The organism is Burkholderia sp. SJZ089, assembly GCF_007828315.1.
In the GTDB taxonomy this organism is placed as follows: Bacteria; Pseudomonadota; Gammaproteobacteria; order Burkholderiales; family Burkholderiaceae; genus Burkholderia; species Burkholderia gladioli.
On record NZ_VIUM01000005.1, the window covers coordinates 188,722 to 205,290 of the forward strand.

Consider the following 16,569-nt stretch of genomic DNA (forward strand, 5'->3'; position numbering starts at 1 on the left):
GAGAGCGAAGGTGAAAAGCGACGAGCAACTGAAGCGGGAAGTGGAAGAGGAGTTGTCGGGCGACCCGGCGATCCACGCCGGGACCTGGGGCGTCAAGGTCGTCAATGGCGTGGTGGCCCTGTCGGGTCATCCGGCGAGCTATGCGGCCAAGCTGGCGGTGGAACGCGCGGCGCAACGCGTGTCGGGCGTGCGGGCCGTGGTGTCGGATCTCGAGGTCCGACTGGCCGATAGCGAGCGGCGCGACGATCTGGAGCTGGCGCAGGCGGTGCGCTCGGTCCTGCACTGGACGGTCGGCACGCACGACGAAGCGATCCACGTGCAGGTCGAGCACGGCTGGGTCACACTCTCCGGCCGCGTGGCCTGGGCCTACCAGAGCCATGTCGCCGTGCGGGCGATCTCGCAAATGCGTGGCGTGCAGGGCGTGCGCGACCATATCGAGATTCTTGGCGATGTCGGTGCCGATGAAATCTGCGGGAACATCCGCCGCGCTCTCGAACGCCATGCGCAACGCGAGGCCAGGCATATCGAGGTGGCGGTGAAGGACGGTACGGTCACGTTGAGCGGGAAGGTCGGTTCCTACGCCATGCGCAAGGCGGCACGCGGTTCGGCATGGTCGGCGCGCGGCGTGCGCGCGGTGGTGGACGATCTGGTGGTCGAATGAACGGGACGGCCGCGCTCGAGGTGTCGATCGACGGCAAGACGGGAGGACGGCGATGAGCATGCAGGGCGTAGTGAGGGACGGCGACTGGACGATAGGCGTGTGCACCGAGCTGCGTCCCGATGGTGCCTTCGAGTGCCGGGTTCATGTGCTGCAGCGCGTGGAGCCCGCGCCGCTTCGTCGGGAGTTCGTGCATGGCGGGATGTTTCGCTCGGAGCAGGACGCGATGCTGGACGGCTTGCACGAAGGGATGATGTGGATCGCCCGCAGGCGCGGTCTGGCTCGTCCATATGCGTGAGGGTGCGCGGTGGTCGACGCATGGGCGCCGGCACGCAGGCATGCGTTATCGCCGGCATTGGGCAGCCGTCTCGCGCGCTTGTTGCTACCGGCCAAGTTCAGGAGAGCGAACAATGGGCGTTGGCATGCAGATCGTCTATTTCGGTTTCGCCGGGGCCGCCCGACTTGAAGCCGAGGCGGGGATTCAACTGATACGCCTGGAACGCTTCGCCGCGCGCTTGTCCAGTTGCCACGTCGCCATCGAGTCGTACCGCCGGGAAGCCGGGCAGGCCTGCTACGACGTCAGGCTCGACCTGATCGCCCGCGACGGTCGATTCGTGCCGCTGCCCAACGTGACGGGAAGCGATCCGATCGAGGCCCTGCGACGCGCGTTCGACGGCGCCGAGCAATGGCTATGCGCTGGCGGGCTCGGCTTGCCGGCCGATCGCGATGAGACGATCAATCTTCCTGACCGGTGAACACCTCGTGCTCCGGCGGCGTGCTCGACAGGTCGATGCACTGCACCCGCCAACTACCGGGCACCGGCTCCCGGCACCCGCCTGGCTGCCAGTATGCGCAGCCGCTCTGGCCCTCGAAAGGCCCGCTGCCGGCGGCGAGATCGAGATCTTCGAGGCTGCAGTGCGTGCTGCCCTTGTCTTGCGCCATCATCCGGACGCCGCCGTTTTCGCAGGCGAGCGTGCCCCAGGCCGGCAGTTCGATGCCGGCGTGGCCTTCGCGAGACCAGCGTCGCGTGGCGGTGTCGATCCAGACGATGGCATAGTCGGACGCGCGGGTGCGCGCGAAGCTGTCGAGATGCAGGGTGATTCGCACGATGGACTCCTGGGCAGGGGCGGCAAGCGTTCGCGACGAGCCTGCTGGCGCGTCTCGCGTTTCATCGGGAGAATCCTGGCCGGGGCCAGATCATGCCGGTCGCGGCATCGTCTCGGCCGGCGGCCGGATACGGTTCACTGCCAGTCTGGGTCGTGTCGTGCGAAATCGATTGACGAAGGTCAATGGCCGGCGGAGCCGAATACGTGCATGCGGGGTAGCGGGCAGCCGGCGCGGTGCATCGTCGATCCGCCGGAACGGCGGGGCCGTTCAGGTATCGAGCGAATCGTCGACGAGCCGGTGCTGGCTCGCGTAGCGCACCAGCGCGGCTTCGTGCGGCAGCTTCATCTTCTCGAGAATGCGCGCCTTGTAGGTGCTGACGGTTTTCACGCTCAGACCCAGCTGATGGGCGATGTCACCGACGGTGTCGCCTGCCGCGATAAGCCGCAACACCTGGAGCTCGCGGCTGGACAGCCGCTCATGCGGCAGGCTTTCCGCGCCTTCGTTGAGGCTTTGCGCGAGGCGCTCCGCCATGGTCAGGCTGACGTAGACGCCGCCTGCGGCGATCCTGGCGAGCGCGCTGATCAGCTCGGTGCCGGCGCTCTCCTTGGTCATGTATCCCGACGCCCCTGCACGGAAGACCTGCACCGCGTATTGTTGCTCGGCATGCATGGTCAGTACCAGCACGCGTAGTGCCGGCCGTTCCTCCTTGATCTTCCGGAGCAGCTCGGTTCCGCTCCCGCCCGGCATGGACAGGTCGAGCACCAGCACCTGCGCATCGGTGCCGCGTACCAGCGCGAGCGTGGTAGCGTGGTCCCAGGCTTCCCCCGCCACCTCGAATCCGGCCTCGTGCTGCAGGATGTATCGCAGGCCGTCACGCACCATCGCGTGGTCGTCGGCCAGAAGTACCTCGATCATGTCTGTGCCGCTCCTTGCTGCACCATGGCCATCGGCAGGCTCACGGTCAACGAGAAGCCCCCCTCCGGCGGACTGTCGAGCGACACGCTGCCGTTCAGCAAGTGCGCGCGTTCCCTGATGCCGATCAAGCCGAACGATTTGGTCTCGCGCGGCCGGTCGATCCGGGCGCCACGCCCGTTGTCGACGATGCGCAGCACGCAGGCATCCTCGACCACCTTCAGGCAAAGGTCCACGCGGGTGGCGTCCGCATGCCTGGCGACATTGGTCAAGGCTTCCTGAACGATCCGGAACAGCGTGGTCGAGCCCAGGCTGTTGAGTACCTGGTCGCCGAGGCGGACGTCCTGCACCACCTCGATGCCGTAGCGGCTTGCGAAGTCGTTCGCCAGCCACTCGATGGCCGGAACCAGTCCGAGGTCGTCGAGCATCACCGGCCGCAAGTCGGCCGCGATGCGCCGCACCGAGGCCAGCGCCGAGTCGATCAGCCGCCACATGCTGTCGAGCTTGCTGCCAGCCGTCGCGAGCAACGCGGCGTCCGCCGGGCCGCCGTGGACACGGCTCAGCGCCTGGGAGGCGGCCGACATGTCCATTTTCAGTGCGCTGAGTTGCTGTCCGAGGTCGTCGTGCAGTTCGCGGGCGATGCGGGTCTTTTCCTCCTCCCGCACGTGTTGCAGGTTGGCGGACAGCTCACGCAGTTCCTCACGTGAAAGTTTCAGGGCGTTCTCGTTGCGCAGCCGTTCGGTGACGTCGCGCAGCACGACCGTGTAGAACTTGCCGGCGCCGTCGCGAAGTTGCGAGATCGACGCCTCGATCGGGAATTCCTCGCCGTCGACCCGCAAGCCGAACAGCGGGCAGTGCGGCCCCATTTGCCGCTCCGACACGCCGGTGGCGCCGAATTGGGCGATGTGCCGCTCGTGGGCCTCGCGATAGCGTTCGGGAATGAAACGGCCCAGGGGGCCGCCGATCGCCTCCATCGCCGAGACGCCGAACACGCGCTCGGCGGCCGGGTTGAAAATCAGTATCGTCTGGGATTCGTCGATGGTGATGATCGCCTCCATCGAGGAGCGGATGATGCCGATCAGGCGTGTCTCGTTCAAGGGCTCGTCGATCCGGCGTTCGGTCTCGGAGCCGGAACGCTTCGGACCAAGCACGGCGGCGCTCGCCAGCAGCGCGCAAACCGTGCCGATGAAGGCGATGGACGATGCGGTGGTGTCCGCGCGCAGCGAACCGACCCGGTCCTCGGCGGCGAATTCCAGGGCCAGCTTCGTGCCCGCGAAGCTGATCGCGGTGGTGCGCTGAAGCAGGGCGCGCCCGAGCTCGGCGCCGGCGCCGACGCGAGGGCTTGCCGGGGGATCTCCGGCGAGCACGCGCAGCGTGATAGGTGTCTGCCCCTGATTGATCAAGGCGGTGAAGCGCGGTATGTCGAACGCGATCGTCAGGAAGCCGGCGAGCGCGCGAGGGGAGCGGGTGGTCTCGTTGGCCACGGGTGCTGTACCGCGATAGACGGGCAGGTAGAGGCCAAGCGCCGAGATCTCGCAGTCGGCTGCTTCAGTCCCCTCGGCCGAAAGCGGGGGGCCATGCAGCATGATCCGGTCCGTGCCCGCCAGGCGCTGGAGCGCTTCGCGCAGCCCCGGGTCTGCCGCGGCCGCGTGCGTGCCACTCGCAGCCCTGGTGGTCCCCGAGGTCCGCCGGCCGAATACGGAGTCGGCCGCGAGATAGGCCAATTCGCCGATCGGCGAACGCGCCCGGTCGAGTTCGGTCTGGTCGAGCACGCCGGGTTTCGACAGGCGATCCGGCACCGTGTTGGACATGGACCACCGCTGCGCGCCGCGCAATAGCGCTGTTGCCATCAGCAGTTGCTGACGCAGGGCCGAGCTGACCGCGGCGATACGCTGGTCGAAGGCGTTTCGCTGGGTCTCCACTGCCTGCCGGTGCACCAGGCTGGCCGCCGCCAACGAGATGCCCACGCCGGCCAGCAGAACCAGCGAGGCTGACAGCAAGCGCGGCCGTCGCGGACCGCGCAGGGACGAGCGGAGCCGGCTGGCCTGGGTCATGCTTCGATCGCCGATCATCTCAGGGTTAGCCCTCGAAACCGGAACGGACGGCGGGCCCGCCATCAAGTCTGATGAACACGTGGTGACGGGCAGGGGGCCGGTGCGCAATAGAGTGTGCTCCGATATGACCGTCAATGCGACATCAGCACCGGAACCGTCATCGTTTCGAGCAGGCTGCGCGTGACCCCGCCCAGCATCAGTTCCGTCAGCCGCGCATGTCCATAGGCTCCCATCACCAGCAGGTCGGCATGCAGATCGCTGGCACGGTTCAGCAGAGTGCCGCCGGTGCCGTACGTCAGATCGCGATGCGTGGTTCCGAATGCCGCGCGGATGCCGTGGCGTTCGAGAAATCCCGCGATCGACATGCCGTCCGCGGGTGTTTCGTCAGGCAAGGCCTGGCGGAACTGCCGCACGGTCTCGATGGTCACGAAGCGGGCCGGCTTCAGCAGCGGCAGGGCATCGCTCACGGCACGCGCGGCCTCGCGACTGCCGTCCCAGGCGATCAGGACATTGTCGAAGCCCGCGTCTGGGCTTGCCCCATGGGGGAGGATCAGCACGGGGCGCCCGCATTGCATCAGCACATCGGTGGTGAAGTGCTTGGCGAGCTGGGTCGCGTCATCCTGGGGATCGCGCTGGCCAAGCACCACCAGGTCGGCATGGCGCGCATGGAGCACGGCCGCCTCGACCGCGCGTGCGGCGGGCGCATGCCATTCGCCGCGGCAGCCGGCACGGGCCAGCGCGCTGGTGAAAGCGTCCTGCGCATGCTGTCGCCGGCCGGTCAACTGCTGCTCGTACTCGGCCAACTGCTGTTGCTCGGCGGCGCTGAAGCGTTGTGCGGGACGCTCGGACGGCGTGAGGCACAGCCCGATCAGGTGGGCGTCGTGGCGCTGTGCGAGTTCGATGGCGAATGCCAGGCGTGCCTCGCAGAAGGCGGCTGCGTCGAGGTGAACCAGGATGGTCTTGTAAGTCATGAGGAGGCCTTTGCGGTATCGTCGGCGATATCGGCCGGCGCGCCGGCCAGTTCGTCCTTGGGCTCGGCGGCGACCATGCGGGCGGGGACCAGTAGGACCGGGCAGGTCGCGATTCGCAGCGTGCGCTCCGCGACGCTGCCGAGCATCAGATGCCGCCAGCCGCGCCGGCCGTGCGTGCCCATCACCAGCAGTTCGGCAGGCCAGGCGCGGGCGGCGCGCTCGATGGTGGCGGCGATATCCTCGCCGATCGGCTCGGTTTCGAGCACGAGCTGCGTACCCTTCACGCCGTGCGCGGCCATCCGCTGCGCGGCATCGGCACCGAGCCGCTGGCCTTCGGCGCGCGCCGCGTCGAGAAAAATCGAGGGATCGTAGCCCGGTGCATCGAGCGCGGCCACCGGGAAATCAATGACGTATAGAGTCTCGAGCGTCGCCGCGTTGTCCGCCGCGATCTGGAGCGCGACGTCGAGCGCGCGCGAGGAGGTGCGGCTGCCGTCGATCGCGACGAGTATGCGTGAATACATGGTGGCTTCCTGGAGTCCGGAGAGACGCCGCGGCATCGATCAATGCGACATCAGCACCGGCAACGTCATCGACGACAGGGCAGTGCGGGTGGTGCCGCCGAGCACGATTTCACGCCAGCGCGCATGGCTGTAGGCTCCCATCACCAGCAGGTCCGCGCCGGTTTCGCTGGCGCGCGATATCAGCACGTCGCCGATCGAGGCCGACGGCCCGCGCACGAGTTCCTGCACTTCGACCACGGCACCGTGGCGGGCGAGGTGGCAAGCGATGTCCGCGCCGGGGATGCGCGAGCCAGGCGGCTCGTCGGTCAGGCCATTGACGGTGACGAGCAGGGTCTGCCGCGCGCCTTCGAGAAAGGGCAGCGCGTCGTGCACGGCGCGCGTCGCTTCGCGACCACCGTCCCAGCCGACCAGTACGCGATTGCCGAGGACCGGGAATTCCCCGCGCATGGGAATCAGCAGGACCGGCCTTCCGGCTGACATCACGATCGTCTCGGGGAAGCGATCGTCGATGAAGGTTTCGGGATCGTTCGGATCGTCCTGGCCGGCGATCACTAGATCGGCATAATGCGCGTGGCTCACCACGCTGCGATTGGCCGGCTCCACGGCATCGATCCATTCTCCCTTGACCTCCGCGCGATTCAACTCGGCGTGAAACAGCCGCTTGATCGCACCGTGGCGCTCCTTGCGTTCGCGTGCATGGTCGATGTAGTACTCTGCGGAGCCCGCCATGACCTCGAACGAGCCGGGGTCCGGGGTGTGTACGGCATAGAGCGCGATCAACCAGGCGTCGAACCGCTTTGCCAGGCGCAGGGCGATGTCCAGTCGCGCATGCGCGCGCGCGCTGGTGTCCAGATGGACCAGAATGGTCTGGTAGCTCATTACGATGGCTCCCCGAGCAGGTTGAGCAACTATCCGTGCGGCCCAGTCTAGTGAGCGGCCTGGTTCGGCGATTGACGCAAGTCAATCGCCCATTTCACCGCATCGGCCTCGACAGGAATGTCCGTGCGCGCCGGCACGCACGCGAGTCGGACGGCCGTCCGGCGGTATGGTTTGATGCCAGTCAAGCCGCCGCAAAAACCGGTTCATAGACTGCGGCATGAATCGCCGCGGCGTTCATCTGGCCGAACCGCCAGGATCTGCCTCGCTCCCCAACCCGGACTCGCCCTCTGTCCCCACCATGCGAAGCCTGTCGCGATCCATCGATTTCGTGCTGTTGCCGCTCGCCGCCTTGAGCCTGGCAGCAGGGATCCTGTTGGCCGCACTGGGCCGGCGCGAGATGGCGGCAGCATCGTGGACCGCGGGCGCGGTGCCGGTCCTTCTGGCCTTGTCGGCCTCCATGATCCAGTCGCTACGCCGCCGCGAAGGGGGCATCGATCTGCTGGCGCTGCTTGCCATGGGGTTTGCGCTGGCTCTGGGCGAAGCACTCACCGCCGCGGTGATCGCCTTGATGCTGGCGACCGGGCGTGCGCTGGAGCACCATGCCCAGCGGCGCTCGCGGGGGGAAATGATGGCGCTGCTCGCGCACGCGCCGCGCCGCGCCCATCGTTTCGAGGCCGGGGAATGGCGCGACACGGAACCGGACGTCGTGTGCCCGGGGGATCGGCTGCTGGTTCGCGGCGGAGAGTTCGTCCCGGTGGACGGGACGCTTGCCGGCCCGGCCCAGCTGGATGAATCGGCGCTTACCGGCGAGTCGGCGATCCAGTCGCGCGAGCCGGGAGAGGTCGTGCGCAGCGGCGTGGTCAACGCTGGGGGGGCGTTCGAGATGGTGGCCGCGGCGCAGGCACGCGACAGCACGTTCGCGGGCGTCGTCCGCATGGTGGAGTCCGCGCAGCGCGAGCGCAGCCCCGGTGCGCGCCTGGCCGACCGCTATGCATTGCTGTTCATTCCGATGGCCCTGGCCCTGGCCGGCGGCAGCTGGCTCCTCACCGGCGAGGCCGCGCGGGCCCTGGCGGTGCTCGTCGTTGCCACGCCGTGCCCGCTGATCCTGGCGGTGCCCGTTGCGATCGTTTCCGGATTGTCGCGTTGCGCCAGCCGCGGCGTGCTCGTGAAGACCGGCGGCGCCCTTGAGCGGCTTGCACGAGCGAATCTCTTGTTCTTCGACAAAACCGGCACGCTGACCGGCGGCCATGCCCGTCTGGTGGCCATCGAATGCGAACCGGGCATGGTGCCGGACACCGTATTGCGCCTGGCGGCCTCGCTTGCCCAGGCGAGCGATCACGTGATCTCCGAGGCCGTGACCCTGGCGGCACGCGAGCGTCGGCTTGCCCTCGGGCTGCCCGCCCATGTCGTCGAGCAGCCCGGCGCGGGCGTGACGGGCACGGTGGAGGGGCGCACCATCGCGATAGGTTCGTTTGCCTATGTTTCGACGGCCGCGGCGCCAAGCGCATGGAGCCGGGCATTCCTGCGGCGCGTCGCCAGCGAAGGCGCCTCGGCCGTCTTCGTGAGCATCGACGGCGCGATGGCGGGCGCCATCCAGCTGGCTGACCAGATCCGGATGGAGACGCCTCGGGCGCTCAGGCTGCTCCGGCAGGAGGGCATCGAAAGGCTCGTCATGATTACCGGCGACAGACGGGATGTGGCCGAGACCGTCGGCGCCACGCTCGGAGTGGCCGAGGTGATGGCGGAGCAGTCGCCCGCCGACAAGCTCACGGCGATCCGCGCCGCGCGCGAGCAGGGCACGGTAGTGATGGTGGGCGATGGCATCAACGATGCGCCGGCGCTTGCCGCGGCCGATGTCGGCGTGGCAATGGGTGCGCGGGGGGCCGCGGCCTCGTCGGAGGCGGCGGATATCGTGTTGCTCGTCGACCGCCTGGACCGCCTCGTCGAAGCCTTGCGCATTGCCCGTCAGACCCGACGGATCGCCGTTCAGAGCGTGGTGGCTGGCATGGCGCTCTCGATCGCGGCCATGTCGGTCGCCGCCGCCGGCTACCTGCCGCCGTTGCCGGGGGCGATGCTTCAGGAACTCATCGACGCGGCCGTCATCGTGAACGCGCTGCGCGTGCTGCGCATTCGCGCATCCTCGACAACCGGGCGTCTCGCACGCGATGATGCGGACCGGCTGAAGGCCGGCCACGCCGAGTTGAATCCCGTAGTTGAGGCAATTCGGAAGCTGGCTGATGCGCTTCCAAGATTGCCGCGCGAGTCGATAGCCGCCGAGCTGGCCGCCATGAACGCCTTGCTGATTCAGCGGCTGGTCCCGCATGAGCGACACGACGATGTCGAGGTCTATCCGGACATGGCACGCCTGCTCGGCGGCGACGATCCGATGGCCGCGATGAGCGGCATGCATCACGAGATATTTCGCATCGTCCGCCAGCTCGAACGGATGACATCGGATATTCCGGGCGAGGGGCCGGACATGCGCGGCATTCAGGAATTTCAACGTCTGCTGTACGGGCTGGACGCGATCGTCCGCCTGCATTGCGCGCAGGAGGACGAATTATTCCATGTGCTCGGCGAGCAAAGCTAGCGGCGCACAGCGCCCTGGCCGGCCTGCACGATGGATTGCCGCAGAATCAAACCGGTCGCACGTCCGCTGCGTGCTTTCCCTTGGGACCGTTGCGCACTTCGTACCGTACACGCTGGTTGTCGTAGAGCGACTTGAATCCCGTTATCTTGATTTCGGAAAAATGAACGAACAGGTCCTCTCCGCCATCATCGGGCGTGATGAAGCCGAATCCCTTCGCGTCATTGAACCATTTGACCGTCCCAGTATTCATTGCATCCTCGTCGAAAAGAGACCAGAAGATAGCGCCGTGTCCCGATCAAAGTCCGTCGCAAGAAGCTGAGATCTCGATCGCCGGCTCATAGTCGCTCCTGACGTAGGCTTCGCATCTGATTTGAATCAATAGCCGATCCTAGTTGCCGATGAGGACGCAGGCAATTATCCCGTCCAGTAAGCGGGATCAGAATTTTAATTCCCAGCCCAGTGAGTTCTACGCAATGAAGAAGTCGAAGTTCACGGATGGCCAGATAATGGATGCGTCCATGTGCGCGGAAGCTGGCGTGGGGGTACCGGGGATCTTGTCGAGATCTGGGACCACTGGCGCAGCAAGTATGGCGAGACGTGTCGCCGACGACATGGATGAAGGAGTTGGATGCGGAGAGCGCGACTGCGCAGGATGTACGTCGGAGAGAAGATCAAGGCGGAGATTGTCACGGAGGCGCTGGTGAGAAAAAGATGGGGCCATCCACCACTGCAATACGATTTGACATAATCCTAATTAACGACAATTCGTGTTGTGACGGCTATTTAGTAATGTCCGGTTCAGACCTGCCGCAGGCGCATGCTGTCGAGGCGCAACGCGGTGGAGCCTGCCATGAACAAGCCCGGCCTGGTCACGATCAGCATGAACGAACTGCAACGCGTCAAAGTCATTGAATCGGTGGTCGAAGGACGACTCACCGGCGTTCGTGCAGCCGAGCAACTCGGACTGACCGAGCGCCAGGTGTCGAGGCTGAAACGCCGCTTTGAAGCGGCCGGCGCAGCCGGTCTGGTTTCAGCCAAGCGTGGCAGACCGAGCAACCGTCAGTTGCCGATGAACCTGCGAGCGAGAGCCATCGTTCACGAATGCCACGGCATTTTGCTGGCCAAGGAGACGGTGCGCCAATGGATGTATGCCGCCGGGCTTTGGGTGCCGCGTGCGCAGCGGCCGCCGAAGGTCTATCAGCGGCGCAATCGACGGGCGTGCTACGGCGAACTGATCCAGATCGACTGGGAGCGATCATCGCTGGTTCGAGGATCGGGCGCCGGCGTGCACATTGTTGGTGTTTGTCGATGACGCCACCAGTCGTCTGATGGCGTTGCACTTTACAGCCACTGAATCGACATTCAGCTACTTCGAGGCCATCGATAAGTATCTGAAGGCGCATGGCAAGCCGGTCGCGCTCTACAGCGACAAGGCCAGTGTGTTTTACGTGAAGGACCGTTCGGCAGCAGCGGGCAAAGGCGTCACGCAGTTTGGTCGTGCACTGTACGAGCTCAATATCTAGACGTTCTGCGCGAATTCGAGTCAGGCCAAGGGGCGTGTCGAGCGTGCCAACAGTACGCTGCAAGATCGGCTCGTCAAGGAGCTGCGACTTCGCGGCATCAGCACGTGGGAGGCCGCCAATGCTTATGCGCCCTCCTTCATCGCCGACTTTAACCGGCGATTTGCCAAGCCGCCGGCGAGCGATCACGACGCACATCGCCCGATCCGTATTTACGGCAGATCCTGGCTTACCGGGTGCCACGCAAGATCACGAATGCGCTGACCGTCCAGTACGAGCGGGTGATGTATTTGCCGCAGGACACGGTGCCCAATCGCAAGCTCATTCACCAGTACGTGGAAGTCGTTGAATATCCCGAAGGCACGATTGAGATTCAGGCTGACGGCGCTGTGTTGCCGTATCGACCTCGGTCCGGTTCCAAACCGACCAAGCGTGGTCAGGCAGCATGCTCATGGTCCTTGGTGGCTTCGAATGCGTCGCGCAGGGCTGCCAGGCTGGCAATGTCCTTGCCGAACTGGTTGATCAGGGTGTGGGCTCGGCCGGTGCCGACCGACATGTACTTGATGAAGTTCGCCAGCGATCCGGTGGCGCTGAGATCGAGGAACGCGCGCGCCGGCGCCTCGGCCGCCAGCGCCCGCACCAGACGGTGGAAGTCGACGCGCTTGCGCACCACGTTCCAGGCGAAGCGCGCCGGATCGGCCAGGTCGCGCTCGTCGATACGGCGCCCATGCGAGGGCGAATAGACCGGGATCACCGGTGCCTTCAGCGTGATGCCGTCGGCCACCGCGAGGATCTCGTCGCGCATCGCGTCGATATGGCTCGAATGGAACGGGAAGCGCACCGGCAGGTCCAGCGACAGGATGCCGGCCGCATTGAGTTGCGCGCGGGTGCGCTCGAGCGAAGCGCGCGGGCCGGCGACGCAGAAGTTCTCGCCGAAATTAATGCCGGCAAGTTCCAGGTCCGCATACGACTCGGGGTGATCGTCGAAGTGATCGAGCGGCGCGAGCACGCTGAGCATGCCGCCGTCGAGCGAGGTCCGGCCGATCGCGCGCGACTGGCGCAGGCACAGCCGCAGACCGTCCTGCCAGGACAGGCAGCCGGCCGCCGCCAGCGCCACGTACTCGCCGAGGCTATAACCGAGCACGGCCTCGGCCTCGATCCCTTCCGCGCGCGCCACCGCCGTCAAGGCATGGCCGATCGCGAACAAGGCGGGATGGGTGTGCCCGATCGCATCGAAGGGATCGTATGGCGCGCGGGCCTCGTCGTAGACGATCCGTACCAGCGACGCGCCGAGCTCGGGCTCGGCGAACTCGCTGCAGGCATCGAAGTGCTCGCGGAATACCGGATGTTCGTCGTAGAGCTGGCGGCCCATCTGGAAATACTGCGTGCCCTGCCCGCCGTACATGAAGACGGCGCGCCGGCCGGCCTGCGTGCGCGGCTGGCGCACGGGCGAGAGCGCGGGCGCCGCCGGCGGTTGCCGGTCGATCGACGCCGCCGGCGCCGGGTCGGGCTCGATCACCATCGGCCGCGCCTTGATCGCCGTGCTCAGCTTGGTCAGGACGGTGCCCGGCCCGATCTGCTCGATCTCGCCGCACCCCTGCGCGAGCAGCCACGAAACGGTCTCGTACCAACGCACGGGGCTCGATATCTGGCTGCTCAGCAAGCCGGCATAGTCGCGGCGCGGATAGGGACGCGCCGTCACGTTGGCGATCACGTCGACCTGCAGCGGACGCAGTTCGACGCCGCCCAGGAACGCGTGAAACTCGCGCTCGACCTCGCGCATGTAGCGCGAGTGAAACGCCGCACCGACATTGAGCAGCACGTAACTCGCGCCGGCCTGCTCGAAGCGTGCCGCGGTCTCGCGCGAGCGCACCTCGTCGTACAGTCCCGACAGGATGATCTGGTTGCCGGAGTTGATGTTCGCCAGATCGATGGATTCCAGGTTCGACTCGCGCAGGCAGGCGCGGATCGCCTCGGCCGTCATGCCGATCACGGCGGCCATCGCGCCCTTGGGCGCCGAGCTCATCAGCGCGCCGCGGCGCTGCAAGAGCCGCAGCCCGGTCGCGAAATCGAACGCGCCGGCCGCGAACAGCGCGCAGTACTCACCGAGCGAGTGCCCGGCCAGCCAGCGGACGCCGGCGGCGTCGCCACGGTTGCGGCGTTGCAGGTAGTCGAGCACGCCGACGGTGTACAGCGCGGGTTGCGCGTATTCGGTCCGGGCCAGCACCGATTGAGCGTCCTCGACGCAGAGCGAGCGGATCGAGTAGCCGAGGATCGCATCGGCCTGCGTGACTTCGTCGGGAAACGCGTCAAAAAGCCCTGCGCCCATCCCCTGGAACTGGGATCCCAGTCCGGGAAATACATAGGCAACATCCATTACGAGACACCTCTTCAGTTAGTCAAAATCGCCGGGCCGTCATCGCTGACGCGCCATTCGCTCTTGAGCGCCCAGGTTCGTGTCGGCCACGCATTTCATGAATCCACCTCAACTATGCGGCGCGCAAAATTCAACAATTGACCGAAAAATTCATCCAATCGATAACAAAATGAAACGCTCTATTCAAGGCATGAAAAATCAGCTTTCCACGCGTCAAATAGCGCTGTAATTCAAGAACTTCCGATTAAAACAAGGCACCGCCAAAGCTTGCGGCGCCTTGTCGAAGCGATTTTTTCAAGCGAAAATCACCTTGATTCGCGGCGAACGCGGCACGATAACACATTCGCGAGGTCGGGAATTCGCGTTGAATTCGGAAAAATAAATACACCCATCAGTCATCAACAATCTTCTCTTTTCCAGGCTCTCGGGTGCGAGGAATTTTTTCCGATCAAACAAAATAAAATTCCCGAAATTTCAATTTCCCTCCTATCGTTTCACATCAACCACGCCATCAATGCTTTGTAAAAATAAACAATCCATTGACGAAGTGACAATAATTGGCACAAAGCCTTTGAATAATTGGCTCTCGCGTTCTTGCTGGCCGCGCGGTGCGAAACCCTTCAAAGGGAACGGCTTCGTATGAAGTGACAGACCTTCGCGGGATTCGGTCGATCGAGATCGGGCCGGGATAAAAAGCCGATCGAGCGATCGACGCGGGCAGCGTCTGCCGGGGACGACCGCCATCAGGCAAGACTGTGGACTATTCGAAGGCAGGCGTGCGAATCAGGCGCCGGATTCACGCAACATGCGTTCCCGAGGCAGGGGAAGGCGACGAGACGAGCAATACAAGGGCGCGGTGGCCGACTACCGGCAGACCGTGCTGGGCGCGTTCCAGCAGGTGGAGGACGATCTGAGTTCGCTGGGTGGATCGGACCGATGCGCGGCGCATCGAGGCGGCTGTCGACCTGACGACGGCACTCGGTGGGGGATGGCATGCGGCGAACGCGGCGACGACGACGGCTGGGTCGCATTAGAGTCCGCATCCTCGCCGCCTGCGCGGCAGGCTCGATGTCGCCGAGTTCGATGCGCGCCCCGATCCGTCCGACGATGGTGCGCACGATCGCCAACCCCGAGTCGATCTGCTTCGGAAATGAAACGAGGCGATCTTCATTGCAAACCTGTTTGTCATCCAAGTCACGCCAGTCAACCCAAGTCGACCCGGCGCACCCCACTTCCCCCAGACGCGCTGGATCCACCGCTGCTGTCAGCCATGAACGCAAGTGACAGCCACGTCCAATTCGGAATCTGTTGCGCCTGTCGGCAGCGCGCTGGCGACGAGCCGAGGTGATGTTCACTCCGGCATCAGCCTGACGCCCTCCCCAGCCACATCCGTGGCAACCTCCCTTTCCGTTTTCCCGAATATATGCTGTCATGCAATCTTCAACTTTGCTTGGCATTCTTAATCAATGACTCGGTGAACAATCCGGAAAATTCACAATAAAAAAGAAACGATAGAGGGCAAAACAAAATGCGTTGGAAATATGTCGTTGCCGCGATACTCGCGGCAGGGCTGCTTGCATGCCTGTGTTTCGCGATCGTGGCCCGGGGAACGTCGGCATCGGCCGATCGGCCCTCGCATATCGACCGGCTGGTCGATGCGCCGATGGCCGACACGTTCTCCGGCGCATCATCGTCGGCCGCGGGACAACGCCGCGCACCGCCGCCCCTTCCCGCCCGCGTCACCCAATATATCGCCTCCGAATACGCGAACTCCGCCGCCACCCGCGAAGCACTCACGCAGATCGCCTACGGCTGGAGCCAGGCCATTCGCGAGGTCCGCAACCCCGCCGATGCGAAGGATGCCGGCAATGCCATCGCCAAGGGCATTGCCTGCGCGCTGAGCCAGGGCGTGCTCGGCAAGTCAGGCGTCGACCAGCAGGCGATGTTCGACCGGATCAAGGACACACGGGCAGTCATGCTCGATACCGAGGCCGACACGCAGGCCTATATCCGTTTCCAATCGCTGGCCGGCGGCCAGTATTTCGACGATCCCGGCGCCCGGTCCTGCAGCTTCGATCCGAGCTCGCTGCAGAACTGAGCACCGCCTTGCCGTGCCCTTCCCTCACTCAAGGACATCCTCCGATGAGAAAACCAGCCAGCCTGATGATTGCCGCATCGCTGCTCGCGCTGCCCTATTCCGTGCCGCTGAATGCGGCGACGGTCGCGTCGGCTATCGCGGCCGCCGCCCCGTCGAACACCGCGATCGTGTTCGTCAACGGCATCAACAACAGTTTCGACGATGCCGTCGCGAGCCTGCAGATCCTCAAGACCCAGCTCAACGCGCGCAATGCCGGCAACGCCTATGTCTATGGCAATGCCTACAACGCGACGCAGGGCACCTTCAGCGATCTCTATCAGGTGTTCAAGCAGAAGGCGATCGAGGGATCGAGCCCGGGCGATTTCTGGCGGGCGATAGATGGCGGCAGCATTCCCGCGGGCGGCATGGACGCCGCACTGGAGCAGAAGTACATCGATATCCTGGCGCAGAACCAGGTTCCGGAATTGCCGGACCACCTGAACCAATATCGCGCGTATCTGAAGCAGAACCGCAAGGTCGTGCTGGTGGGCCACTCCCAGGGTTCGCTGTATGCCAACTTCGAGACCAATGTGCTGGTCACCGGGCCGGAGAAGGCGCAGGGCAGGATCAGCACGGTCAATGTCGGCAATGCGGCGCGTTACCTGCTGCCCGGCTCCAGCTACCTGACCTCGAGCTCGGATGCCGTGATCGGCAGCCTCGGCCTGGTGCAGACCGTGATGCCCTCGAACTTCTCGCTGGGACTGCACCCGATCTCCGATCCCCTCGGCCATTCGTTCGCGAAGATCTACATGAACGCGTCCTACGGCGCGGCCGGCCAGATTCTCACGCAGGTCTCGCAGCAGGCCAACGCCGCCGCGGCCGTCGCCGCGCGCTGAGCGAACC

General features: G+C 65.2%; 14 protein-coding genes and 2 pseudogenes. 8 read left to right on the forward strand and 8 right to left on the reverse strand.

Going from position 1 to position 16,569, the window contains the following annotated elements; all coding sequences use genetic code 11:
- The first annotated feature begins 10 nt into the window (after positions 1-10).
- From FB600_RS11220 to FB600_RS11230, 3 genes are all read left to right on the forward strand, one after another.
- Positions 11-661, forward strand: a complete 651-nt coding sequence (locus FB600_RS11220; RefSeq protein WP_047835570.1) for a BON domain-containing protein — start codon at positions 11-13, stop codon at positions 659-661.
- 52 nt (positions 662-713) lie between these two features.
- On the forward strand, positions 714-956 hold the full coding sequence (locus FB600_RS11225; protein ID WP_098154004.1) for a hypothetical protein: 243 nt from the start codon (positions 714-716) through the stop codon (positions 954-956).
- A 112-nt stretch (positions 957-1,068) separates the two neighbouring features.
- Positions 1,069-1,413, forward strand: coding sequence for a hypothetical protein (locus FB600_RS11230; RefSeq protein WP_096748836.1), 345 nt, complete (start codon positions 1,069-1,071; stop codon positions 1,411-1,413).
- On the opposite strand, the gene FB600_RS11235 is transcribed toward FB600_RS11230, so the two are convergent.
- The 6 genes from FB600_RS11235 to FB600_RS11260 form a co-directional block, all read right to left on the reverse strand.
- On the reverse strand, positions 1,394-1,765 hold the full coding sequence (locus tag FB600_RS11235; RefSeq protein WP_096748835.1) for a DUF3564 family protein: 372 nt from the start codon (positions 1,763-1,765) through the stop codon (positions 1,394-1,396). The genes FB600_RS11230 and FB600_RS11235 overlap by 20 nt on opposite strands.
- Positions 1,766-2,032: 267 nt before the next feature.
- On the reverse strand, positions 2,033-2,680 hold the full coding sequence (locus FB600_RS11240) for a response regulator transcription factor (protein WP_013698108.1): 648 nt from the start codon (positions 2,678-2,680) through the stop codon (positions 2,033-2,035).
- Positions 2,677-4,731: a PAS domain S-box protein gene (locus FB600_RS11245; RefSeq protein ID WP_233635402.1), complete on the reverse strand. Its 2,055-nt coding sequence runs from the start codon at positions 4,729-4,731 to the stop codon at positions 2,677-2,679. The genes FB600_RS11240 and FB600_RS11245 overlap by 4 nt, the downstream gene beginning before the upstream one ends.
- A gap of 131 nt (positions 4,732-4,862) precedes the next feature.
- Complete coding sequence (locus tag FB600_RS11250; RefSeq protein WP_145756813.1) at positions 4,863-5,702, reverse strand: universal stress protein; 840 nt, start codon at positions 5,700-5,702, stop codon at positions 4,863-4,865.
- On the reverse strand, positions 5,699-6,223 hold the full coding sequence (locus FB600_RS11255; RefSeq protein WP_096748832.1) for a universal stress protein: 525 nt from the start codon (positions 6,221-6,223) through the stop codon (positions 5,699-5,701). Before FB600_RS11255 ends, FB600_RS11250 begins: the two co-directional genes overlap by 4 nt.
- A 39-nt stretch (positions 6,224-6,262) precedes the next feature.
- On the reverse strand, positions 6,263-7,102 hold the full coding sequence (locus FB600_RS11260; RefSeq protein ID WP_047835517.1) for a universal stress protein: 840 nt from the start codon (positions 7,100-7,102) through the stop codon (positions 6,263-6,265).
- Positions 7,103-7,400: 298 nt separating this feature from the next.
- Between FB600_RS11260 and FB600_RS11265 the strand changes: the two genes are divergently transcribed.
- The gene (locus FB600_RS11265) at positions 7,401-9,692 is read left to right on the forward strand and encodes a heavy metal translocating P-type ATPase (RefSeq protein WP_098181907.1); all 2,292 of its coding nucleotides are present in this window, start codon (positions 7,401-7,403) and stop codon (positions 9,690-9,692) included.
- Between the two features lie 46 nt (positions 9,693-9,738).
- On the opposite strand, the gene FB600_RS11270 is transcribed toward FB600_RS11265, so the two are convergent.
- Positions 9,739-9,942, reverse strand: a complete 204-nt coding sequence (locus FB600_RS11270; RefSeq protein ID WP_046579574.1) for a cold-shock protein — start codon at positions 9,940-9,942, stop codon at positions 9,739-9,741.
- Between the two features lie 600 nt (positions 9,943-10,542).
- Here FB600_RS11270 and FB600_RS11275 point away from each other — a divergent pair.
- Positions 10,543-11,616: pseudogene (locus FB600_RS11275) on the forward strand (ISNCY family transposase); the annotation flags it as partial.
- Between the two features lie 32 nt (positions 11,617-11,648).
- Here FB600_RS11275 and fabD read toward each other — a convergent pair.
- Entirely contained in the window at positions 11,649-13,589 is a 1,941-nt protein-coding gene (fabD, locus tag FB600_RS11280) for an ACP S-malonyltransferase (RefSeq protein WP_145756812.1), read from the reverse strand.
- Between the two features lie 841 nt (positions 13,590-14,430).
- Here fabD and FB600_RS37715 point away from each other — a divergent pair.
- From FB600_RS37715 to FB600_RS11295, 3 genes and pseudogenes are all read left to right on the forward strand, one after another.
- Positions 14,431-14,623 (forward strand): annotated as a pseudogene (locus FB600_RS37715) (RND transporter); the annotation flags it as partial.
- A 494-nt stretch (positions 14,624-15,117) separates the two neighbouring features.
- On the forward strand, positions 15,118-15,687 hold the full coding sequence (locus FB600_RS11290; protein ID WP_145756811.1) for a hypothetical protein: 570 nt from the start codon (positions 15,118-15,120) through the stop codon (positions 15,685-15,687).
- A 44-nt stretch (positions 15,688-15,731) separates the two neighbouring features.
- Positions 15,732-16,562, forward strand: a complete 831-nt coding sequence (locus FB600_RS11295) for a hypothetical protein (RefSeq protein WP_096748828.1) — start codon at positions 15,732-15,734, stop codon at positions 16,560-16,562.
- Positions 16,563-16,569: the final 7 nt, after the last annotated feature.